Annotated in this window: 22 protein-coding genes, 7 tRNA genes and 1 other RNA gene; 8 read left to right on the top strand and 22 right to left on the bottom strand. The window is 32.4% G+C overall.

The features are described 5' to 3' along the window. Positions 1–14: 14 nt before the first annotated feature. The 14 genes from ACQ76T_RS19930 to rpsU all read right to left on the bottom strand — a co-directional run bounded on the left by ACQ76T_RS19930 (position 15) and on the right by rpsU (position 7,312). Complete coding sequence (locus ACQ76T_RS19930) at positions 15–1,100, bottom strand: efflux RND transporter periplasmic adaptor subunit (protein ID WP_431344988.1); 1,086 nt, start codon at positions 1,098–1,100, stop codon at positions 15–17. Positions 1,101–1,105: 5 nt separating this feature from the next. Further along, on the bottom strand, positions 1,106–2,347 hold the full coding sequence (locus ACQ76T_RS19925; protein WP_431344987.1) for a TolC family protein: 1,242 nt from the start codon (positions 2,345–2,347) through the stop codon (positions 1,106–1,108). A gap of 223 nt (positions 2,348–2,570) precedes the next feature. Further along, on the bottom strand, positions 2,571–3,935 hold the full coding sequence (locus ACQ76T_RS19920) for an ATP-binding protein (RefSeq protein WP_431344986.1): 1,365 nt from the start codon (positions 3,933–3,935) through the stop codon (positions 2,571–2,573). Then, a complete protein-coding gene (locus tag ACQ76T_RS19915) occupies positions 3,936–4,616 on the bottom strand; it encodes a response regulator transcription factor (protein ID WP_431344985.1) in 681 nt (226 codons plus the stop codon). It abuts the gene before it with no gap. Positions 4,617–4,881: 265 nt separating this feature from the next. Then, positions 4,882–4,953 (bottom strand) — tRNA-Thr (locus ACQ76T_RS19910). Between the two features lie 41 nt (positions 4,954–4,994). Next, positions 4,995–5,067: transfer RNA gene (locus tag ACQ76T_RS19905), tRNA-Gly, on the bottom strand. 87 nt (positions 5,068–5,154) lie between these two features. Further along, positions 5,155–5,235: transfer RNA gene (locus ACQ76T_RS19900), tRNA-Tyr, on the bottom strand. A gap of 20 nt (positions 5,236–5,255) precedes the next feature. Further along, a tRNA-Thr gene (locus tag ACQ76T_RS19895) sits at positions 5,256–5,329 on the bottom strand. 88 nt (positions 5,330–5,417) lie between these two features. Next, a tRNA-Gly gene (locus tag ACQ76T_RS19890) sits at positions 5,418–5,490 on the bottom strand. Between the two features lie 87 nt (positions 5,491–5,577). Next, positions 5,578–5,658, bottom strand: a tRNA-Tyr gene (locus tag ACQ76T_RS19885). A 20-nt stretch (positions 5,659–5,678) separates the two neighbouring features. After that, a tRNA-Thr gene (locus ACQ76T_RS19880) sits at positions 5,679–5,752 on the bottom strand. A gap of 109 nt (positions 5,753–5,861) precedes the next feature. Next, positions 5,862–6,152 (bottom strand): HPF/RaiA family ribosome-associated protein, encoded by a 291-nt coding sequence (locus ACQ76T_RS19875; protein WP_034693158.1) that lies wholly within the window; start codon positions 6,150–6,152, stop codon positions 5,862–5,864. Then, positions 6,149–7,036, bottom strand: coding sequence for a tyrosine-type recombinase/integrase (locus tag ACQ76T_RS19870; protein WP_431345101.1), 888 nt, complete (start codon positions 7,034–7,036; stop codon positions 6,149–6,151). The genes ACQ76T_RS19875 and ACQ76T_RS19870 overlap by 4 nt, the downstream gene beginning before the upstream one ends. 78 nt (positions 7,037–7,114) lie before the next feature. After that, positions 7,115–7,312 (bottom strand): 30S ribosomal protein S21, encoded by a 198-nt coding sequence (gene rpsU / locus ACQ76T_RS19865; protein WP_045501128.1) that lies wholly within the window; start codon positions 7,310–7,312, stop codon positions 7,115–7,117. A 266-nt stretch (positions 7,313–7,578) separates the two neighbouring features. On the opposite strand from rpsU, the gene ssrA reads away from it, so the two are divergent. The 8 genes from ssrA (at position 7,579) to ACQ76T_RS19825 (ending at position 13,843) form a co-directional block, all read left to right on the top strand. Further along, positions 7,579–7,980: a transfer-messenger RNA gene (gene ssrA / locus ACQ76T_RS19860) on the top strand. 594 nt (positions 7,981–8,574) lie between these two features. Then, complete coding sequence (locus tag ACQ76T_RS19855) at positions 8,575–9,012, top strand: hypothetical protein (RefSeq protein ID WP_431344984.1); 438 nt, start codon at positions 8,575–8,577, stop codon at positions 9,010–9,012. Between the two features lie 14 nt (positions 9,013–9,026). After that, a complete protein-coding gene (locus tag ACQ76T_RS19850; protein ID WP_431344983.1) occupies positions 9,027–9,347 on the top strand; it encodes a hypothetical protein in 321 nt (106 codons plus the stop codon). A 404-nt stretch (positions 9,348–9,751) separates the two neighbouring features. After that, entirely contained in the window at positions 9,752–10,279 is a 528-nt protein-coding gene (locus tag ACQ76T_RS19845) for a hypothetical protein (protein WP_431344982.1), read from the top strand. A 121-nt stretch (positions 10,280–10,400) separates the two neighbouring features. Next, positions 10,401–10,625: a hypothetical protein gene (locus ACQ76T_RS19840; RefSeq protein WP_232722968.1), complete on the top strand. Its 225-nt coding sequence runs from the start codon at positions 10,401–10,403 to the stop codon at positions 10,623–10,625. A gap of 199 nt (positions 10,626–10,824) precedes the next feature. Beyond that, positions 10,825–11,727 carry a grasp-with-spasm system ATP-grasp peptide maturase gene (gwsG, locus tag ACQ76T_RS19835; protein WP_431344981.1) on the top strand — a complete coding sequence of 301 codons (903 nt, stop codon included), beginning with the start codon at positions 10,825–10,827 and terminating at the stop codon, positions 11,725–11,727. A gap of 175 nt (positions 11,728–11,902) precedes the next feature. Next, positions 11,903–12,988 (top strand): grasp-with-spasm system SPASM domain peptide maturase, encoded by a 1,086-nt coding sequence (gene gwsS, locus ACQ76T_RS19830; protein WP_431344980.1) that lies wholly within the window; start codon positions 11,903–11,905, stop codon positions 12,986–12,988. 60 nt (positions 12,989–13,048) lie between these two features. Further along, the gene (locus ACQ76T_RS19825; protein ID WP_431344979.1) at positions 13,049–13,843 is read left to right on the top strand and encodes a GLPGLI family protein; all 795 of its coding nucleotides are present in this window, start codon (positions 13,049–13,051) and stop codon (positions 13,841–13,843) included. Between the two features lie 466 nt (positions 13,844–14,309). Here ACQ76T_RS19825 and ACQ76T_RS19820 read toward each other — a convergent pair whose 3' ends face one another. The 8 genes from ACQ76T_RS19820 to ACQ76T_RS19785 all read right to left on the bottom strand — a co-directional run bounded on the left by ACQ76T_RS19820 (position 14,310) and on the right by ACQ76T_RS19785 (position 20,725). Then, on the bottom strand, positions 14,310–14,735 hold the full coding sequence (locus ACQ76T_RS19820; RefSeq protein ID WP_431344978.1) for a hypothetical protein: 426 nt from the start codon (positions 14,733–14,735) through the stop codon (positions 14,310–14,312). A gap of 14 nt (positions 14,736–14,749) precedes the next feature. Further along, positions 14,750–15,175: a hypothetical protein gene (locus ACQ76T_RS19815; RefSeq protein ID WP_431344977.1), complete on the bottom strand. Its 426-nt coding sequence runs from the start codon at positions 15,173–15,175 to the stop codon at positions 14,750–14,752. A 76-nt stretch (positions 15,176–15,251) separates the two neighbouring features. Further along, a complete protein-coding gene (locus ACQ76T_RS19810) occupies positions 15,252–15,674 on the bottom strand; it encodes a hypothetical protein (protein WP_431344976.1) in 423 nt (140 codons plus the stop codon). Positions 15,675–15,752: 78 nt separating this feature from the next. Further along, a complete protein-coding gene (locus ACQ76T_RS19805) occupies positions 15,753–16,073 on the bottom strand; it encodes a helix-turn-helix domain-containing protein (RefSeq protein ID WP_431344975.1) in 321 nt (106 codons plus the stop codon). Positions 16,074–16,262: 189 nt separating this feature from the next. Beyond that, positions 16,263–16,532, bottom strand: a complete 270-nt coding sequence (locus ACQ76T_RS19800) for a helix-turn-helix transcriptional regulator (protein WP_431344974.1) — start codon at positions 16,530–16,532, stop codon at positions 16,263–16,265. 389 nt (positions 16,533–16,921) lie between these two features. Beyond that, positions 16,922–18,223, bottom strand: coding sequence for a phage integrase SAM-like domain-containing protein (locus ACQ76T_RS19795; protein WP_431344973.1), 1,302 nt, complete (start codon positions 18,221–18,223; stop codon positions 16,922–16,924). Between the two features lie 224 nt (positions 18,224–18,447). After that, positions 18,448–19,242: a helix-turn-helix domain-containing protein gene (locus ACQ76T_RS19790; protein ID WP_431344972.1), complete on the bottom strand. Its 795-nt coding sequence runs from the start codon at positions 19,240–19,242 to the stop codon at positions 18,448–18,450. Between the two features lie 67 nt (positions 19,243–19,309). After that, on the bottom strand, positions 19,310–20,725 hold the full coding sequence (locus ACQ76T_RS19785) for an aldehyde dehydrogenase family protein (protein WP_431344971.1): 1,416 nt from the start codon (positions 20,723–20,725) through the stop codon (positions 19,310–19,312). Between the last annotated feature and the right edge of the window lie 133 nt (positions 20,726–20,858).

The raw sequence follows: 20,858 nt of genomic DNA, 5'->3' as shown, positions 1-20,858 counted from the left end.
GGTTGAATAAAAAATTAGCTGTTCAGTGAACGGTATATCAGCAACTGATTATTAGTAATCACTTCTTCACCTTCTTTCAGACCGTCGGCAATGTAGGTAACGTCACCCACCTGCTTCAATACTTTAATTTCTCTAACCTTCACATCTGTCCTGGATTTGAAAATCACGACGAAACTTTTGTTATCATCAAAAATCACGGATTTAGAAGGAACGGTAAGCATTGTATTATTTTCTAAACTGGAAACTTTGATGGTTGCCTTACTGTCCGGGATCAGCAATCCGTTGGCATTGTCCAGCACTACTCTAGCCTGCATAGCATTGGTTTGCGGATCAATGATTTTAAAGATTTTATCAATTTTACCATCAAAAACCTTATCAGGATAAGACAGTGTGGAAACCTGAGCTTTCATCCCAAGGCTGATTTTATCAATATCAGATTCGTTTACGTTCATGATAGCCCAGACATTGGTGGTATTAGCTACATCAAAAATATTATCACTTCGATCACTTCTCAGCTGCATATCTTTATTGATACTTTTCTGAACAATATATCCGTTGATTGGCGCTACAACGCTGTAAATATTCCCTCTGTTCACATTATATACCGTGCTTACAGCGGTTGCTCTCTGCAATTGGTCTTCTGCTTTCTGTAACTGGCTTTTTGCTTCCAGAACGTCTCTTTCGGTATTCAATTTTCCTTCGTACATCTCTTTGGCAACGCGTAGATTATTCTTTGCTACTACCAAATCTGTTTTAGAATCACTTACATCTTTTTGAATTTCTGCCAACTCCGTACTTCTGATGGTTGCCAACACCTGGCCTTTTTTTACATAGTCTCCCAATTCCACATTTACACTCATCACATTTCCTCCTACAAGCGGATAAACGTCTATGTAACTGTTTTTATCGGCAGAAATTTTCCCATAGAAACTGTATTCATCTTCTATATTCTTTTTCTCAACTTTCGCCAGGGAAATAGAATTCAGCATCGTATTGCTGAGTTCAAAACCTTTTTTAGCCGGATTCGGTTTTTCTTCCTCTTTTTTGGAACAGGCCATTAATGATAAGATCATCAATACTGGAATAATATATGTTTTCATCGTTATTAATAGAAGATTTTAGTTTGTACTAATTGATTAAGCTGTTCTGCAGACTGCATGATTTCATTCTTCATATCGTAGATTTGAAGAGCCGTTTCTCTGTAGCTATCCATAAAGTCTGTAAATTCAATAAGGTTTACGTTGCCTTTTCTAAAGTTGGTAAGCATTCCGTTGTATACCAGATCCATATTCTGCAGATCTGTGGTTTTTATATCCAGCAACTGGTCATACTGTGCTTTCCATGCTTTATAAGCTGCCTGCACTTTTGTTTCCAGAGTTAATTTTTGAAAATCTGCATTTTTCTGATTCTGCTGGATGGCATAGTTCGCTTTTTCTACATTTCCCTGGTTCACTCTCCATAGAGGTAAAGGAATTCCCAAGGTCAGATTAGCTTCATTATTAAAGGTTCCTCCTGCCTGGTCCCATGCTGCTCCTACATTCAGATCCGGAACATTAAGTGATTTTTGCCACTGTGCATACAGTTTACTATTGTCTATAAGCTTTAAATTGTAGCGATAATCGGCATTATTTTCTAACGCTTTATTTTTCAATTCTTCTGCATCACCAAAAGGCTGAGCAGCCAGAGATTCTTTGGCTTCCACTTCCGTCATTTGTGGATCTATATCATCGGTAAGTCCTGTGAGAACTTTTAAATTCTGTTCAAAATCGAGAATATTTTTATTGATCTCAAGTTTATCATGGTTGAGCTGGATCACCAGACTCTGCAATCTCACAGCATCTTTCAGCGATACGTTTCCTTTGGCAGACTGTACGCGGTAAGCACTTAGAAGATCGTTCATATATCCTAACTGCTTATTGGTATTCTCCAGTTTCAGTTTTTCATAGTAAAGATTAAAATAAGTGGATCGAAGCTGGGATCTTAAGTCAACAAGCAACTGAGAAAACTGCAGCTGCGCTAATTCTTTGTTTGATTTGGCAAAAGCAATTTCGTTTTTCTTTTTGCCGCCCATGTAAATAAGTTGAGTAATTCCTGCTCCCTTTGAATGGCCAACGTCAAAAAACTTTTTCCCTCCAGGGTTGTAAGCATTGAACTGCCCGCTCAACTGTGGCAATTCCCAGATTTTGGCCTGCAGAATATCTGCATCAGCCATATTGATGTTGTATTGTTCGGCGAGCAGCTGGAGATTGTTCTTCTGAAATGCTTCTTCACACTCCAAAAGAGACATTTGCTGTTGTGCCGCCATGAATGAGGAAACGGCCAGGCACAGCACTGCAATTCTGTTCATTATTTTTCTTTTTAAATTACAAAATTGCTTTGATGCGATTAAAAGAAACTTAAATGAGCCTTAAAAAAATATTAAAATCTGCTTAAATAGGCGGTTTCAATAGATTTTCCACTAAAAAAAAGCCAAAATTATTCTCCAATTATTGAATTTAAGACTAAAAAATTAATCAAAAGTTTAACAAAAAATTAGGATTAATTGCCTGGAAAAAGTGGGTAATAGAAAATTATTTCTTAAAAATAATGGTAAACTGATTCATAAAATCTGCAGGTGAAGAATACATAATATCTGCATCGTGATATTCCAGAATTCTTTTCACAATTCGAAGTCCCAGTCCGGAACCTGCAATATTTTGAGAGTTGTTTCCTCTCGTAAAGGCTTCGAACAATTTTATCTGTTCTTCTTCAGAGATTATATCACCGTGGGAAATGACATCAATGGACAAATTATCTGCTGTTTCAGCAATCAGAACCTTCACTTCAGTATCATCAGAATACACTGCTGCATTCTTGAACAGATTGATGAAAACGATAACCAACAGCGACTGAATTCCCTTGATGGTCAGAAAAGCATTCTCTGAAATATCTTCACTAATCAAAAAATCAAGCTTAAGTTCCGGATAGCTTTTCTCCACTCCTTCAAAAGCTTCAAAAATGACTTCATCGATTCTTACTTCTTCGTAAATCGACTGAATATTCTCTTTATCGAATTTGGTAAGTAGCAGCAACGAATTGGTTAAATCCGACAGTTGGTATACATCTCTCTGGATCTGTTGTAATGAAGATAGCGTCTTGGGAGAATGTTCTTCAAATTTAATGAGATTTTCAAGCTGAAAAGCCATTCTGGTAATGGGTGTTCTGATCTCATGGGAAGCACTTGCTGTAAAATCTTTTTGAGACTGGAAAACATCATCTAATCTTCCAATCATGGTATTAAAAGATTTAGCAAGAACGCTTATTTCATCATTGGATTGCTGAACCGGAATTTGTGTAGTCAGTTTGTGGGCCGTAACTTCTGAAATTTCTTTATTCAAATCTTCCAAAGGGCGGAGGAACTTTTCTACAAAGTAATAACTGAAAAAACCTATAAGAAGCGTACTCATTGCATAAGCTGCGATTAATAGGTATTTAAGATAGCCCAGTTTCGATTTACCATTGGTATCAAAGGCGCTGGTAAGAATATAATAGTTTTCCCCATTGATGTTTCTAAGCGCAGCGTAGATTTCGGGAACAGTTTTCTCTGTATAAATAATCTTTTTCCTGTCAAGCTCCTTAAGCATTGCACTATCCCAGGTCACATTCCGGTCCTTAATGGTACTGTAGATGAGTTCTTTCTTTTCGTTGAAAATTAAAATCTTTTCGTTCAAAAGAATATTATCAGAATTTTCATTGAAAAAAACCGGGGCTTCTTCTTCAAAATCTTTAGACTTGGAAATAAAATGAGTAGTAAATTCCAGCCTTTGCCTGAATCTTTCTTTAAACTCATCTCTTCTAAAATCGTTAAAAGATAGATAAATAACCGCCATCACCATTCCAAAAAGCAATGAAAAGGCAATACTGATCGTTAAAGCTATCTTTCTCTTTAAAGACATTTATAAAGGGCTTAAGTAATATCCGAAGCCGGAGCGTGTATGGATAAGTTTTATTTTAAAATCTTTATCAATCTTTTTTCTTAGGAAATTGATATAGACTTCTACGGTGTTTGTATTCGTGTTAAAATTATGTTCCCAAACATGTTCTGTAATCTGCTGCTTGGATACGGTTCTACCCTGCGCCTCTGCAAGGTAAACCAACAACTGAAACTCTTTTAATGTAAGCGTGATCTCATTTCCGCCGCGGTACACCTTCTGCTCGGTTTTATTGATAATAAGATCATCCACTCTCAAAATATCCTGATCCGAAGAATCAGATGGTGCTTTCCTTCTTAAAAGAGAGTTCATTCTCAAAAGCAATTCTTCAAACTGGAAAGGTTTTACCAAATAATCATCAGCAAGACGGGTGAAGGCATCTTTCTTATCCGAAATGTCTCCGTAGGCCGAAATAATAATGATCGGAGTATTTTTATCGAATGAACGGATTGTCTGACAAACATCCAGTCCGTTTATCTTAGGAACATTGATATCGAGCAGATATAGATCGTAGGTATTGCTTTTAATCTGGCGAAGAAAAGTTTCTCCGTCATATATTTTATCGCAGGTAAAGTTATTTGATTCTAAAAATCGGCAAAGCTCTGCGGAAAGAATGAGATCGTCTTCTAATAAAAGAATATTCATCAAAAATTATTTTACACGAATTTAATGAAAATTTTTATGATGACCGTTTTAAAAAGTAAAGGAATCTCATCTTATGTTTTTTTAAATATAAACATCTGTTTCACAAATTTTGTAAGATGCATTCTGTTTTAAATGGAAAAGGAGAAATTCTGGTACATTCCACAAAAAGTTACAGAGCAATTCTGATCACAAACTATTCAGTCAAAATTGGGAATGTTAAAATGTAAGCAAAAAAAAATCCCGAAAGAAATTCGGGAAAAACGAGAGCCAACTACGGGACTTGAACCCGTGACCTCTTCCTTACCAAGGAAGCACTCTACCGCTGAGCTAAGTCGGCATTAACTAAAAAAATCACACTAAGTAGCGTGATTTTTTTTGAGCGGAAGACGGGGGTCGAACCCGCGACATTCAGCTTGGAAGGCTGACGCTCTACCAACTGAGCTACTTCCGCAATTTTGTTTCCAAAACTATTGGTAAACGCTGTGCAAAACTAAGAAAATTAATTCAAACTTGCAACTTTTTTTTCTAATATAAAATGTGGGGAGAGCAGGATTCGAACCTACGAAGCCGAAGCAACTGAGTTACAGTCAGTCCCATTTAGCCACTCTGGAATCTCCCCAGATATTTTATATTAAATTGAGCCTCCAGAGGGATTCGAACCCACGACCCCGAGATTACAAATCACGTGCTCTGGCCAACTGAGCTATGGAGGCATTTAATATTTAGACTGAAAGCGATTGAGAAATTCTACTCTACACATTTCAGTGTTAAAAAGCATCACCTTTTACAGTGATTTTTTTGAGCGGAAGACGGGGGTCGAACCCGCGACATTCAGCTTGGAAGGCTGACGCTCTACCAACTGAGCTACTTCCGCAATTTTGTTTCCAAAACTATTGGTAAACGCTGTGCAAAACTAAGAAAATTAATTTAATCTTGCAAGTTTTTTTTAAAAAAAATATTGTGGGGAGAGCAGGATTCGAACCTACGAAGCCGAAGCAACTGAGTTACAGTCAGTCCCATTTAGCCACTCTGGAATCTCCCCAGATATTTTATATTAAATTGAGCCTCCAGAGGGATTCGAACCCACGACCCCGAGATTACAAATCACGTGCTCTGGCCAACTGAGCTATGGAGGCAAATATAAAAAAGAATTCAAAAGATCGCTGTTCCTTTTTTGCGAGTGCAAATATAGAACGGATTTTTTGAATTCTCAAATATTTTATAAACTTTTTTTAACTTTTTTTTCTAAGCCATTTCTTTTTTCTTGATTAGTAGCTTTTTAGCAGTATCAACACAAAGGTCCAAACTTTCTTCAAAACTTGCAGAAGTCTTCTTTACTACGATATCGTCACCCGGAACCGCTAAAATAATCTCAGCTGTTTTATTCGCTTTATCCGCGTTATTTTCTACCTTTAAGAATACCTTACACTCTTGAATTTTGTCATAGAAGGTATCTAACTTGCTAACTTTTTTGTCGATGTGTGACTCTAGTGGTTCGTGTGGTGTTAAACCAATTGATTGAACTGAAATCTTCATAATTCTTCTTTTTTTGACGCTCGAGGGTGAGCCTGATTAAACACTTTTTTCAATTGTTCAATATTAGCATTCGTATAGACCTGAGTACTGGCAAGACTGGAATGCCCTAATATTTTTTTTACTTTGGAGATCTCCGCCCCATTATCCAAAACGTGAGTAGCAAAGCTATGCCGAAGGATGTGAGGACTTTTTTTTTCTTTTGTTGTTATAAGACTAAGGTACTTATTAACTACCACATAAACAAATTTTTCGTTGAGTTTTTTCCCTTTATTATTGACAAAAAAACAGGTTTGAAATTCTGCTTGCGGCTTTCTTATCTCTATATAGCTTTTAAGAAGCACCGACAAGTCTTCGGAAATTGGAATCACTCTTTGCTTGTTCCCCTTTCCTATTACCTTTAATTCATTTCCGTCTATATTAACATTCTCAAATATCAGGCCACAAAGTTCAGCTTTTCGCATACCAGTCTGATAAAGCACTTCAATGATACATTTTCCCAATATATCATGATCCTGCCCGAAGACTCTGTCATTAAGGTCTTCCATTTCTTCTTTAGACATGGGAATTTGCTTTTCAGCGTAAAATTTCAGGGAAGAGATCCCTTCTGTTGGAGAAACCTGAATTTCGCCTATTTTAAGAAGGAACAGGTAAAAACTCCGTAGAGAAGACAGTTTTCTATTGATACTTCTTTTGGAAATATTATTTTCACTTAGTTCTACAATAAAGTTCCTGATAACTTTTTTGTCCGCCCTATTAATATTTTCTGAAGATTCTGTCCGAAGGTAGAAATGAGAAAAGTCTTCAAGGTCTTTTTTATAGCTTGTTATAGTATGAGGAGAATATCTTTTTTCGAATTGCAGATATTCTAAAAACTTTTCCAGCATCATAGGTATAAAAATAAAAATTCACTCCTCAAATATAAGAATTTAAGAAGTGAATTAATATATGGTTAAGAAAAAATCTTAAGCCTGCTCTTCCTTGCTAAGTGCTCTTTGTTTGTAAGCAGCTTTTAACTTAGATTGTCTCAAAGTTACAGAAGGCTTGATAAATGCTTGTCTAGATCTTAATTGACGAACAGTACCTGTTTTATCAAATTTTCTCTTGTATTTTTTTAAAGCTCTGTCGATGGATTCACCATCTTTTACTGGAATTATTAACATATTTTACATCTCATTTTGGATTGCAAAACTAGACTTTTTTTCTGAAAGTACAAAATATATTACACGAAACAATCTCCAACCCTAATCAAACCCGATCAAAAACCCAGCATTAAAGGCAGTTAGCACTCCCTATTTTTTTTATCCACATTTTCTAAACATTTAAATTACAGCCCTTCAGCTTCTTTTAATCATCTTAATTTCATTAAAAAACACATGATTAATGAAATGTAAACAAAAAGCATTATCTTTGCATTCACTTTATTCATGGGGTTGACTGGTTTCGACAGCAAGACCAATGGGTAAGTAAGCATGCAGAGAACCGTAGCGCGATCTCTATAATCCCTTGCTACAAAATTTTAACTGGCAACGAAGAGTTCGCTCTTGCAGCTTAATATCGAAGTATAGTAGATCAAGCGTTTTCCCGAAGATTTCAGTAGGGAAGCAAGATATTCCACAAATGCTCTGTTCTGCGGCGTTTGATTCTGGGATATAGGAATGCGGAAATAAGTCTCGTTTTTCTTCGCAACGAGATCGAAAACTTTAGAAGATAAGTTGGAAGTTGGGTGTCTATCCTCTGCTTTCAGTCGAAAACCAATGGTAGAATAAGCATGTAGAAAGCTTATGTATTGCTTGTTTGGACGAGGGTTCGAATCCCTCCAACTCCACTTTCTAAACTAAAGAGAATTTGTAAATTATTGAATTTTAAATAATTACATTTTCTCTTTTTTATTTTGTGTCCGAAATTGTATCCGAAAAATTTATATTGGTAATTATTATATCTAATTAAACCTCATTTAATTCATTTGAATAAAGCCTCCATCATAAGGTTTTATCAAATGTAAAGATACGAATTACAGAAATAATTTCAAATAGATAAATACCATTTTAGATATATAGAATATATAAGGAGCTATGATTTTTAATAATGAATTTTAGCTCTTTTATAATGGTTTCATTTATTGGAAAAATAAACAATTCAATTTTCAGGAGTGCGTAACACCTTTGTTTTGACACATCTAATCTAAACCCTTTGATTCCTTTTTCAATATATACATCATTGCATAATCAATCATCTATATAATAATATCTACATGGTTTATGAAGTTGTAAATCTTTTCCGTAAAAACATCTTAAAAAATATTGAGGTTACCACATAGCTAGTGAAAAATAATCTTGAAGTTTAAAAGGCAGGGGGTGTAGGGGAAAACGCCTTTTCAGGGTATCCCTTAGACCAGACTGAATGGAGCGAGAAAAAAACAAACATGAAATATTGGGAGTTTGTAAGCAAAACAAAACACCTTCTTAACAAAGACTTTCATAAAAATCTCATGTTCGGAGATTTAAAACCCAATCCACACTTGATAAATGCCTACAAAATGATTGGCGGAAAAGGCGATATTGCATTTTGGAGAGAAGACAAATATCCCCTTGAGGGAGCAATAGCACGTCTCATGTTTGCCCCGACAGTTTACATTTACGCAAAAGAATGTTGCGAAGTATTTGAAGAGAAGATAGGCAATAAGCCATTATTTATGAGTGGTTTAAATCCGCAAGGAGTTATCAACAAATACAATTCTGAAAAAAACACAATCAAATCATCACCTACCTATACAAACAACGTCTCACAAAGTGGCTGTATGGGAATTCTTTTACTAATAATGGGAATTGTAAGCCTACTAATATTACAAATTGACCTTTAAAACAATTAAATATTATGAAAAAATTGATTTTTACTGTAATGTTCGCATTACCAACTCTTTATTTCGCACAGGAAGACAAGCCGAAAGAGCTACAAACTACAAAAGAGTGCGATTTACCGAAAGATTTCAAAGAGCCACTTAAAAACAACCGTCTCAAAAAGTTTGTAGCGATTGATAATGGAGTTAGTGAAAAGGAAGTAATCATTATCCGAGCGCAAAACGGTTTTGGAAGTGGAATTTATACGGTTTGTGTTAAACAACAACCTATTCAGTATCAAAAAATGGGAACGGTATTTATGCGTGAGGGGAAAAACCCATTTAATAACGCAAAATGATATTGCAACTACAAGCGCAAACAAGTTGTTTTCCAGCAATCAAGTTTAAACCATACAGCATTTGGGATGATGTGTCGTTTATTTTGATGATGGTTTCAATTCTTATTCTGTACATGGGTTGTGCTTATTACTTTATGAAAGTTTTGAAATTCATCATCAATGTAATAAAAAAACATTTCAAAAGGGAAAAATGCTAAATACTTCAAAACCTGTTATAACACGACAGGTTTTGACACTTTATAGTCATAGCTTTGCAGGGATAATTCAAAATATGGGAAAATACCTATTTGATAATTACCTGATTTGATATAAATTGTCACCATAAAACAACAAATGCCATGCGAAAAATTTATTTTACCGCTGTCTCATTATGTATATGCCAGTTAGTTTCCCAAATCCCTAACTTGCCATATATTTCCAGACCACAAACAAGTAGTTTAGGTAATTATTACAATAATAATTATGGAAGTCCGACAGACCGTAAAAGCTACACACCAACCATGCCCAGCCATTCACGTTCCGTACAGTCCAATGATTATGATACATGGGTAAATTCAAGGAACAATGCAATTATGCAGGATATAGAACGGGATATAGCAGAAGTTCGACAAGCAGAATTCAGGCGTTGGGTAGAAAACGGCAGAAATATGCCTTTTGATTCGCCATCACTCTCAGGAAAAGCAGGAACACAATCGTACTATGATACTTACAACAAGCTCACGGCGATGGATTCCGAAAATTACTCATTAGGAGATGTCAATTTCACCGTAGAAAATGATTTTTATGATAACAAGCAAGATTTGAAGAGTTTCAAGTCTGGAATCCAAAAAACAGCCAAACAACTCTTGCAAAAAATAAAAGAACGAAAACGGGACACAGAGAGCAATGTTTCCAAAGACCTGATGAATTTTGAGTATTTCTCTAAAGTATAGATGTTAAATGGTTTTTTTTAATGAAATATAATTTCGAATAAAAAAAATCACTATTTTTAGCAAAATCAAAGCGGAATCCGAAAAGCTAACGAGTAGGAAAATCAAAAACTATTTTTTTATCATGAAAAAATTAACAGGAATGAAGAAAAATTTCTCTTCATTAGAAAACAAAAAACTGGTAGATTTAAAATCTATCAAAGGAGGAGCAGATAGCACTAGCATGGAAGCGTCTAATGTGTATAATTCTGTTGGTGGTGGAGATACAGATTATTATTCTGATACGAATGGCGTTTGGAAGTATGAAGGACGGGTAAGTTGGCATGGACCTAGTACTGATTTAGGTTAAAAAAAGGGGCGCAAATGCCCTTTTTTTATAAATTTTGTTTCACATTATTTATAAAAATTTTATTTTTTGTATTATTAAGTTCCTTTTATTTAGCTCAGAACACTCGTGTTCTCTATAAGGTGAAATATATTCCAAATATTAGAAAATAATAATCCAATTGAACTCAATCATAAAATAAATTATAATTAACACAGTAAAGATGATTTTAATTATTTCGAAAAAAAAAGAAATTACGACAACAGAAGTTATAAAATGGCTATTTCGTTTTGAAAAAAAATTTATTCTTATTCATGAAGATGAAACATTTGAGATAAAAATGAAAGACGCTAAGATTTTTCTCGAAAGTGAAAAAAATCATTTTTTTTTGGATGAAATTACTAGTGTTTGGTACAGAAGAGGTGGGATAAAATTTAAACGATTTTATTACGATAATGAGGGAGTAAATATCCATATGAATGAAACTCAGCATTGGTTAGAAGAATATGTGATGCACATTTTAGAGTCAAAAAAGAATCTTAACAAACAATCTAATACACATGTAAATAAATTATTGGTTTTAGATAAGGCAAGGAAAGCAGGTTTAGATGTTCCAGACTATTATCTATCAAATAATACAAAAAATGTTAAATTGAGAAGGACGATTACAAAACCAATCGCTGGAAATCCTACGCTTCAATCAATTGCAAAAGATACTGACGGGGTATTATATACTGCAGTTGTGGATGAGCATATAAAAAATGATTTCTTCATTTCTTTTTTTCAAGAAAAAATTGAGAAAGATTTTGAAATCAGAACATTTTATCTTGATGGTAAATGTTGGTCTTTCGCAATATTTTCCCAAAATGATGAGCAAACTAAAGTTGATTTTAGAAAATATAATACTGAAGTACCTAATAGAAATGTTAGATATAATCTACCAAAAAGTATTGAAGAAAAAATTCATTTATTAATGCTTTCTTTAGATTTAAACTGTGGCTCTCTAGATTTTATCAAGAGTGGAGAAAAATATTTTTTTTTAGAAGTAAATCCGATTGGGCAGTTTTTAGGACTTTCATTTTTTTGTAATTATTCGTTAGAAAAAGAAATCGCAACATATCTATGAAAAATTTATTTGAAGAAAAAAATAATTTGCCTCTGACTTTCAAATATATGGAAGTTATAAGGACAAAAAGAATTGGAGTTTCAAGGAATGAAATAGTTTATTATGTTAAATCTAAAAAATACCAAACCGATTTTTATGTCCGAGAAAAACCTGGGAAATTTTTAACAAGACTTATATGAGATATTTCAATTTATTCAGCAATATTTTTGTAACAAAAGGAGCAACAAGAATTCTTATTTCTGACCTTCAAAGAAATACTTCAGAATTGATGCCATTGGAATTAGATGAAATTATCGAAGAATTAAAAAATAATTCTATTGAAAATATAATAGAAATGTACGATGAAGATTCCAAACAATTATTTGAAGAGTATTTGAATTTTCTTTTAGAAAAAGAATACGGTTTTATTTCAAATAAAGACTGGGATAGGAACTTTCCACCCATATCTTTAGAATTTCATGACTCCAGCAGGATTTCTAATATCTTTATTGAATTGGATAATATTTCTATTTTAGAAAAAATCAAAGAATCAATAGAAAGTTTGGATATTAAACATTTGGTTATATATTGTGAAAAATATCTAAGTTTTGAAGAAATAAAGCAAATCGATAAATATTTTGAGACATCCGTACTTTGCGGAATAGAATTATTTTTACATTATCATGAAGAAGTAAATTTAGATTTCATTGAAAAACTCAATTCGGAAACAGGAAGAATTTATAGTTTGGTATTTTATAATTGTGAAAAAAATCCTTTTAAGCCAAAAGATAAATATAGATTCAGTGTAGATTTTATAAAACATGAATTAAAAATCAATTCTTGTGGCAAAGTAGATTTAAAATATTTCAACACAAATCTCCCCAAAATTTTAGAAGCTATCAATCATAATTCGTGTCTCTATAAAAAAATCGCAATAGATATCAATGGTAATATCAAAAATTGTCCCGCAATGCCACAAAGTTTTGGGAATATAAAAGATACAACTTTAGAAGAAGCATTAAACAAAAAATATTTCAAAAAATATTGGAATCTTACCAAAGATAATATAGAAGTTTGTAAAGATTGTGAGTTCCGCTACATCTGCACTGATTGTAGAGCTTTCACAGAACAAACCCACAAAAACAAACAAGGTTTAGACATCTCAAAACCTTTAAAATGTGGTTATGATCCCTACACAGGAGAATGGGAAGAATGGAGTAAAAGTCCTTTAAAACAAAAAGCCATCAATTTTTATGGGATGCAAGATTTGGTTAAAAAATAATGAAAAGACACTTCCCTTTAAACAAATTTAGAAGAAAATTTAAACAAATACTTGTCAAAAATGAAATTTATAATATTTTTTCTTGGAATTTCTACATTTTGCTTCTCTCAAAAATTTAGTTTTATTTACGAAGCAAAATACAAACTGAATTCAGAAAAAGCAGATGATGTTTATTCCGATAATATGATTTTGGATTTAAAAAATAATACTTCAATTTTTAGAGAGGCACAAGACAAAAAATCAGATTCAATAAAGTTGAATAATGGAAACGGAAGGTATAAAATGGGTGTTGAAAACCAATTCTATATCAAAAAGAATCTAACTCAAAATAAGATTGAAAAAGTAATAACTTATTTGGGAACAGATTATTTTCTTCCGATTGAGGAAATATTAGACTGGAAAATAACTTCAGAACAAAAAATTATAGGAAAATATAAATCTCAAAAAGCAGAAACCAATTATGGAGGAAGAAACTGGATTGCTTGGTTTACTACAGAATTGCCTTTTGGAGATGGTCCTTATATTTTTAATGGTTTGCCTGGTCTGATTATTTCTATTCAAGATTCAAACAATGAATATTCATTTAATTTAATAGAAGTCAAAAAAGGCGGGAATATTTTTGATGCACGCAAAAAAGCAATAAAAATTGATTGGAAAAAATATGAAATACTTGCAAAATCATTTTTTAATGATCCATATGATGTAAATTCAAAAGTAGCAATGGGAAAAACAGTTACATTTACCGACCCGAAAGGTAATACAATGGATATTTCTATAAAGAATAAAGAAATGCAAAATAATATTTTACAAAAAAATAATCCAATTGAATTAAATCACAAAATAAACTATAAATAAATTTTTTTGATAAAAACAGGCTCAAAAAGCCTGTTTTTATTAATTGTAAGACCAGTGGTTTTTCAGCAAAAACACGCTAAATCACCCTTAGAAACCGCTTACATCCATGATGTAGATTTAAGATACTTTAAAAGAAAATTATTTTATAAGACTCTTTACATTTTCTTTAAGTTCTGTTTGAGATTAATTAAACTTTTTTTTGAAAATTCAAAGGAAAAACCTGTAAATTTTCATATAAACATTTACTTTCCAATAATGATTTTGAAGGATCTTCACCCTGCACAACCCCTCTACCAGAGAACGTTTCTTTCAAATTCTGCAACATAAAGGACTGATAACTATTTTACATACTAACAGAAAATAAAAATCTATTGTAAACCTAATTAATAAAATGATTTTAATTAATAAAAAAAGCGTTTTTTGAAGTTTTCATTCAAATCAGATATTGTTACATTAATGTTTATTATCAATACCATTCGGGATGCAATTCTACTTTCTTTTTATAATCAATTTGAAAATCATGTTTCTTCCATTTTTCCTCTTGTATTTTAGGTATTAATCCTGTATATTCATAGACATATTGAGGCATTAAAGACTTTAAAATCTCTGCGTAATTCTCTGTGGTAGAGATTGAGTCATGAATGGTAAATAATCGCATTTTTGGGTACTCATTGGCGATTTTCTTTGATACAAAATCAATAATGCATTCTGATTCAATATTTTGTAATAGCTTGGAGAAATCAGCATTACTTTTCATCTTGAAAACCTCTATTAATCCAATTAAATTCGGAAAAGCTTTTTTAAAAGTTTTATAATCCGAGTTCCTTGTATTTGTACCACTGAAAAATAGAGTAAAAATAACTCCTTTCATCAAAGCTCTAACATTATCCATTTTTTTCTTTTCTGTTACCTTTTTCCTAGTAATATATTTATTGGCAAAATAAAATTGGCAAAGCAATATTTATTTGAAGAACGTCCAGGCTCGTAATTTTCGGCCTTGAAAATAACTTCTTGCTTAATAAGCCAATCTATATATTCATTATAATCTGATTTAATCCCCTTTAGAATCTTTGCATTAAGAGCGACAGGAATATTTTCAAGTGTTTTGTTTTCATAGGTATTTTGGCGCTTTATTATCGTTGTAATGATATAATAGAAAAACTCAACTTTTAATTTGTAGGTAAAAGTCGGGCGGCAAACCTTTACGAGTGTATCTATATAATTTTTAATTACAGAAGGAATTAATGCTAGATTAGCGATCGTAATCCTTTGTTTTTCACTTCTAGTTAGCTTTTTTGCTGTTTGATTTTTAGATAATAGTTTTTTTGACATGATCTTAAATTTTAAGCAATGGAAATTCCAACACATCTAAAAAAAAAGGAATTTCCAATTGCGAGTTAATATTTTTTTATTGAGAATCTTTCCAGTTTTCAGGGTCTTTACTTAGGCAAGACTCGCTAATTTCAAGTTTTTCATATTGTTCTCTGCTCCATTCATTGAACAAAAAATCTCGGAGTTTCTTTTCAACTTTCTTAAATGTGACTTTAGAGTAAGGGTTAATATCTATTAAAGCATTAATTTTGTTATCCCATTCTTCTTCAATATAAATATCAGCTACCACTTTAGAATCTTTATAAGCCCATATTTGCTCTTCGCTGTCAACTTCAAAATGTAAGTCAACTGCTTCTTTTCTTAGTCTTACTTCTAATTCATGTTGATATGTGATTTCAGCAAGTATAAACTCCCGCTTGAATTTTTCGCTACCAGACGTTTTCGTTGTTCTATTATCAGCTTCTTTACTTTTTACTTGAGTTTTTTTATTATTTTTCATTATAAAATTGTTTATTAAATGTTTCTACTATATTTTGTTTATTAAAATTTTGAACTAAAAATCATTACCAATAACACGTTAGCTTACAGGAATTAGCGATTTTAAAATATCAGATTTTTTGAAATAGATTTGTGATCCGAGCATGTAGGTTTTTATTTCTCCTGATTTTCTTAATCTCCAAAGCGTTATTTTGCTCACTCCTAATAAACCAGCAGCTTCCTTGATTGACAAAAGGTCTTCAGATTTTCTTTCTTCAATAGCATTTATTTTAGTTGCTAAATGAGATGTTCTCCCTGCTAAGGCTTCTTTCATTTCATAATGAAGTTGTTCTTTTAACTCTTGTACAACTGCTAGTAATAGCATTTCAATGTGGATATTTTTATTTTTACTTAAATTCATAATAAATTGATTTTTAATTATATAAATGTTTACTCATTAAATTTTGGACACGACAATTCCTCCCATAATAGTTATTACGGATATGTTTGCACGTCGAATTTTGTTATTTTTAAATTACACTAAGCTTAAATTCTATAAGTCTCTTTATATTTTATTTATAAATTTCCGCTTGATAGATATTTTTTGTTTTTAAGTATTTTTACACGCTAAAACTTCTTTTCTATCATAATACACTTTATGCCCGATTTTTCTGGGTACTAAAATCTTTTTCTTATTCCAGTTAAAAAGTGTAGAATAAGTGACACCTAGGAGTTCCATCACTTCTTTTCTGGTATAAAGCTCTTTTTCTTTTTCGGTTTGTTGTCCGATTTTAAGGGTTTCTAATACTTTCATAACTACTTTTTCAATTTCAGTAATTAATTCCTCTTTTGGTACGTTTACAAGTTGTACAGTGTTCATTTTGTATTATTTTATTTATTACTGTTATTTTATGCATAATAAATTTTTGGGTATAAAAAAAAGACCCCTTTGTTTAAAAGGTCTTTTAGTCTATCTTCAAATTATTATTATGTTCTTATTCTTTATTTACTATTTTATATATTCGTTTTTTTAATTAAAGGACATAACTTTCCTACTAGACAATAAAAATTCAATTACTGCCTTTAAAGCAAAAAACCTATGAATGCTAATGTAACATTTATAGGTTTTTTACGTTATTTTAACTTTTCCTTTGTTAAAATAATTACTAAAAGCTTTTTGATATAATAATTTAATAAAATATTTCTAAGCTCTCTAATTTATCTATTTATCAAAAATCGTGCCAAATATTTTATTTTTGAAAAAAAACATTAATACCCTAAATTACTGAAAAATTTAGCAGTCGACTTAGCTTTCTCTACATCAGTTTTATTAATATATGCTAATAGCTGTTTCTCTGTAGTATGCCCCGTAAAATTCAGTAAATAAGCAGTGGGTATCTTTTCATAAAAATTTGAAGCAAAGCTTTTACGTCCAATATGTGAGGTTACTAATTGGTGTTTAGGAAATTCTCCAAAAACTTTTCGTGTAATACTCTTCTCTCCCTCTCTTTTTATAACTTCAGTCTTTCCGTTATATATCATTTCGTTAAGTTTAGCAATCTCACAAACTTGCTTTATATAAAGATTAAGATTAACTTCTGATATTGAACGTGGAAATTCTCCTGCTCTCTTAGCTAAAATCTCTAAAACCTTTTTCAATAGAGGAATTTTCATTTTAGCATTAGTCTTTTTCTGCGTAAATTCAATATACTTTTGCCCTTCTGTATCTTCTACAATCATTTGTGATGTAAATCTCAAATAATCACTAACACGCTGTGCGGTATAACAAGCAATTAAAAGCCAGTCTCTCGCATTATCCAGATAATCATGTGGCATTTTTGCATTCTCAATTTTTTCAAGCTCCTCAAACGTTAAATAAATTGATTTAGGAATATGCTTTGTAGCTTTCTCTACTTCAAACCTCCAACCTATAACGTGCTTATGAACATCAATGTCAAATGATTCAGCTACTTTACAGATAGTTTTTAGAAACTTTAAATCTCTGTAAGTAGTAGAGATACTATACATTTCTTTCTTACAATAACTTTCAAAATCAGTTCTGAAATGATTGTCTAAGTCTTTAAATTTTAAATTTGCAAATGTTTTTTTCTTTGCTTGTTTATGTTCAATATACCTGCTTAGCAAGTTCTTTACAACATTAGCCTTCTTAATTGTAGAAAGAGAAGCATTTTCATTTTTCTTTAAATTTATATACACATCAAAGAAAGAAAGCACTTCATCAGAATATTTAGTTTCTTCATTAACTTTCATCTTTTGTGGTTCGATAACCGATTCCAACCATTCTTTAATATCAACCTCTGGATTATCTGATTTATATTTTGAAACTATATCTGCTTCCAATTTTGACAAACGTACATTAATTGTATCAACATCATTTTCAGAAACCTTTTTAGAGGCCACCTTACATTTTCCATCTTTCCAATCCTTTGGCTTGCATGATAAGAAAGGCACTGGGACTTTTAGATCAATAGTTTTATCTCTAAACCGTACCCAAATCGTACATTCTTTGTCTAAGACCTTACTTCTTAAATAATAACTAACTGATGCCATAATATGATATCCATTTTTAAAATTGTATCCGAAATATTTAAATATCATTTAATCAAATTAAATTCAATTTTAATTAAACTACCTTTAATAAAGGCTTTATAGTAGATACGAAAGTAAAGCCAAAGTAAATTACATTCAAAAAAGTAGTCCCTCCAACTCCACAAAAAGAGAATCTAAAATTTAGATTCTCTTTTTTATTTTAATCGTATTTAAAATAGATATTCTCATAGCAACAGCTTACTTGGCGATAATCCAAACTGCTTTTTAAAAGCAAAAGAAAAATGAGAAAGATCCTCAAATCCCAGATCAAGATAGATATCTGATATTTTTTTCCCTTGTTCCAAAAGATATCTGGCTTCCTGTAATCTTTTGTGTAGCAGCCATTTTCCTGGAGCCATGCCGAATATTTTCTGAAAATCTCTTTTAAAAGAAGCCAGACTTCTTCCTGTAAGGTAGGCGAACCGGTCAAGTTTTACATTAAAATGATAGTTCTTTTGCATAAATTCCTCAAGATTTATCTTATAAGGATCAGAAATATCATATAGAATATTTTTCAGTGATGGATCATGTCTAAATAAAAGAAGCAACGCTTCTTTTTGCTTCAACAATGCCAATTCTGGAGATTTATTTTCCAAAAGATCCTGATATTGAAGCAGAGATTCCATGAAATATTTTAAATAAGGAACCTGTGACAAATCTGTAAAGACCGGCATTTTGATCTTTTCCGGAATCACAAAGTTCTCATCTTGACTCATCTGCTTTAGCATTTCATCATCAAACCTCATGGACAAAGATTTAAATCCGGATTCTTCTCCAGGTCTTTTGAGAAATTTCAACAACTGATTCTTTCTTACAAGATAAATATCTCCACTCCGAAATATTTGTCTCTTTTCTCCGTCATTAAGTTCCATTTCACCAGAGATCACCATAGACAGGGCATTATAAGAGACAAATTGCTCTCCTTCTCGAAAAACTGTAAAGTAACATGAATAGTTGATGTAATCTAAATTTTCAGACATTTTATAATCTATTAATAACAGTCAGGTCTTTGACCTGACTGTTAAAGGTAATGTTTTTAATTATCTTTTATACTAAGATTGATTTCGGCTCCAGATATTCTTCCAATCCATAAGCTCCAAATTCTCTTCCAATTCCAGATTGTTTAAATCCTCCGAACGGAGCTAAAGGATCATGCTTAAATCCGTTCACACATACTCTCCCTGCTTCAATTTGTGAAGCGACATTCAATGCTCGTTTTTCATCTGAGGAAGAAACATAAGCTGCTAATCCATAAGACGTATCATTAGCAATAGCAACAGCTTCTTCTTCGCTATTATAAGGAATGATGGAAAGTACCGGACCAAAAATTTCCTCCTGTGCAATTCTCATATGATTTCTAACATTGGTAAAAATAGTTGCTTTAACAAAGTTACCGTTTTCAAGTCCCTCTGGTTTACCTATTCCTCCTACCAATAACTCAGCACCCTCTTCTACTCCAATTTGGATATAGGCTTGTACTCTTTCATATTGTTTTTCAGAAACCATAGGCCCCACATTCGTAGCTTCATTGGAAGGATTCCCAACAACCACTTGCTGAGCAACTGCTTTTGCAATTACATTTACTTCTTCTATTTTTGATTGTGGAACCAATAAACGCGTAGGAGCTATACAAGCCTGTCCACTATTCATATAGGCTCCAAAAACAGCCTGAGGAATTACCTGGTTCAGGTCTGCGTCATCAAGGATAATATTAGGCGATTTTCCACCAAGCTCCAGGGTAACTCTTTTCATCGAATCTACAGCTCCTTTAGCAATCATTTTCCCGGTTTGGGTAGATCCTGTAAAAGATATTTTAGCAATATCACGGTTATTCACAATTTCATTACCAACAACACTTCCTAAGCCGTTTACTACATTAAAAATTCCTTTAGGAAGTCCTGCATTATGGAAACATTCTATAATGATCTGAGTCTGCAATGCACTCATTTCACTAGGTTTCACCACTACCGTACAGCCTGCAGCCACAGCGGTAGCAAATTTGTTACAAATAAAGCTATTGCTGGAATTCCATGGCGTAATGATCCCCACAACTCCAACCGGAGTCATCTGCACAAGGGTATTTCCTGCTTTTCTTGAAAATTCAAAATGACGCAGCGTTTCTATCATATTATCGAAAGCGCTTACCATGTTCTGAAAGCCCATAGTACAAAACTGTCTTGTTCCGCCATATTCAAGAATCATTGTTTCAATAAGGTCTTCTTCTCTTTCTGCAACAGCCTTTTTTAAGTTGCTAAGAATTACAATACGTTCCTCTATATTTGTTTTTGAAAATGTTGTAAAAGCATTTTTAGCTGCTTCAACTGCTTTTCGGGTATCAATTTCATCTCCTAATAGCACTTCCCCTATCTTTTGATGATTGGAAGGATTAATCAGTTCAAAAACTTCTTTTCCGTTCAACTCTGTGAATTCGCCATTGATGTAGGCTTTGTCTATACTTTTCATACTGTATTGGTTTTAATTTTACAGGACAAAGTTCTGATAATATCAACGTCTTCATTTTGCTGAAAAGCTCAATTAAACTTTGTTAAAAAGCTCAAAATTAAACACACCCATTTACATTAATTATAAGAGAGAA

The sequence above is a fragment of the Chryseobacterium sp. JK1 genome (assembly GCF_050632815.1).
Classification (GTDB): Bacteria; Bacteroidota; Bacteroidia; order Flavobacteriales; family Weeksellaceae; genus Chryseobacterium.
This window is presented reverse-complemented; position numbering and strand designations above follow the sequence as displayed.

Bases quoted from the DNA above. Each gene is read 5' to 3' on its own strand.
- ACQ76T_RS19930 (WP_431344988.1), bottom strand. From the start codon at position 1,100: ATGAAAACATATATTATTCCAGTATTGATGATCTTATCATTAATGGCC.
- ACQ76T_RS19925 (WP_431344987.1), bottom strand. From the start codon at position 2,347: ATGAACAGAATTGCAGTGCTGTGCCTGGCCGTTTCCTCATTCATGGCG.
- ACQ76T_RS19920 (WP_431344986.1), bottom strand. From the start codon at position 3,935: ATGTCTTTAAAGAGAAAGATAGCTTTAACGATCAGTATTGCCTTTTCA.
- ACQ76T_RS19915 (WP_431344985.1), bottom strand. From the start codon at position 4,616: ATGAATATTCTTTTATTAGAAGACGATCTCATTCTTTCCGCAGAGCTT.
- ACQ76T_RS19875 (WP_034693158.1), bottom strand. From the start codon at position 6,152: ATGAAGATTTCAGTTCAATCAATTGGTTTAACACCACACGAACCACTA.
- ACQ76T_RS19870 (WP_431345101.1), bottom strand. From the start codon at position 7,036: ATGCTGGAAAAGTTTTTAGAATATCTGCAATTCGAAAAAAGATATTCT.
- rpsU (WP_045501128.1), bottom strand. From the start codon at position 7,312: ATGTTAATAATTCCAGTAAAAGATGGTGAATCCATCGACAGAGCTTTA.
- ACQ76T_RS19855 (WP_431344984.1), top strand. From the start codon at position 8,575: ATGAAATATTGGGAGTTTGTAAGCAAAACAAAACACCTTCTTAACAAA.
- ACQ76T_RS19850 (WP_431344983.1), top strand. From the start codon at position 9,027: ATGAAAAAATTGATTTTTACTGTAATGTTCGCATTACCAACTCTTTAT.
- ACQ76T_RS19840 (WP_232722968.1), top strand. From the start codon at position 10,401: ATGAAAAAATTAACAGGAATGAAGAAAAATTTCTCTTCATTAGAAAAC.
- gwsG (WP_431344981.1), top strand. From the start codon at position 10,825: ATGATTTTAATTATTTCGAAAAAAAAAGAAATTACGACAACAGAAGTT.
- gwsS (WP_431344980.1), top strand. From the start codon at position 11,903: ATGAGATATTTCAATTTATTCAGCAATATTTTTGTAACAAAAGGAGCA.
- ACQ76T_RS19825 (WP_431344979.1), top strand. From the start codon at position 13,049: ATGAAATTTATAATATTTTTTCTTGGAATTTCTACATTTTGCTTCTCT.
- ACQ76T_RS19820 (WP_431344978.1), bottom strand. From the start codon at position 14,735: ATGGATAATGTTAGAGCTTTGATGAAAGGAGTTATTTTTACTCTATTT.
- ACQ76T_RS19815 (WP_431344977.1), bottom strand. From the start codon at position 15,175: ATGTCAAAAAAACTATTATCTAAAAATCAAACAGCAAAAAAGCTAACT.
- ACQ76T_RS19810 (WP_431344976.1), bottom strand. From the start codon at position 15,674: ATGAAAAATAATAAAAAAACTCAAGTAAAAAGTAAAGAAGCTGATAAT.
- ACQ76T_RS19805 (WP_431344975.1), bottom strand. From the start codon at position 16,073: ATGAATTTAAGTAAAAATAAAAATATCCACATTGAAATGCTATTACTA.
- ACQ76T_RS19800 (WP_431344974.1), bottom strand. From the start codon at position 16,532: ATGAACACTGTACAACTTGTAAACGTACCAAAAGAGGAATTAATTACT.
- ACQ76T_RS19795 (WP_431344973.1), bottom strand. From the start codon at position 18,223: ATGGCATCAGTTAGTTATTATTTAAGAAGTAAGGTCTTAGACAAAGAA.
- ACQ76T_RS19790 (WP_431344972.1), bottom strand. From the start codon at position 19,242: ATGTCTGAAAATTTAGATTACATCAACTATTCATGTTACTTTACAGTT.
- ACQ76T_RS19785 (WP_431344971.1), bottom strand. From the start codon at position 20,725: ATGAAAAGTATAGACAAAGCCTACATCAATGGCGAATTCACAGAGTTG.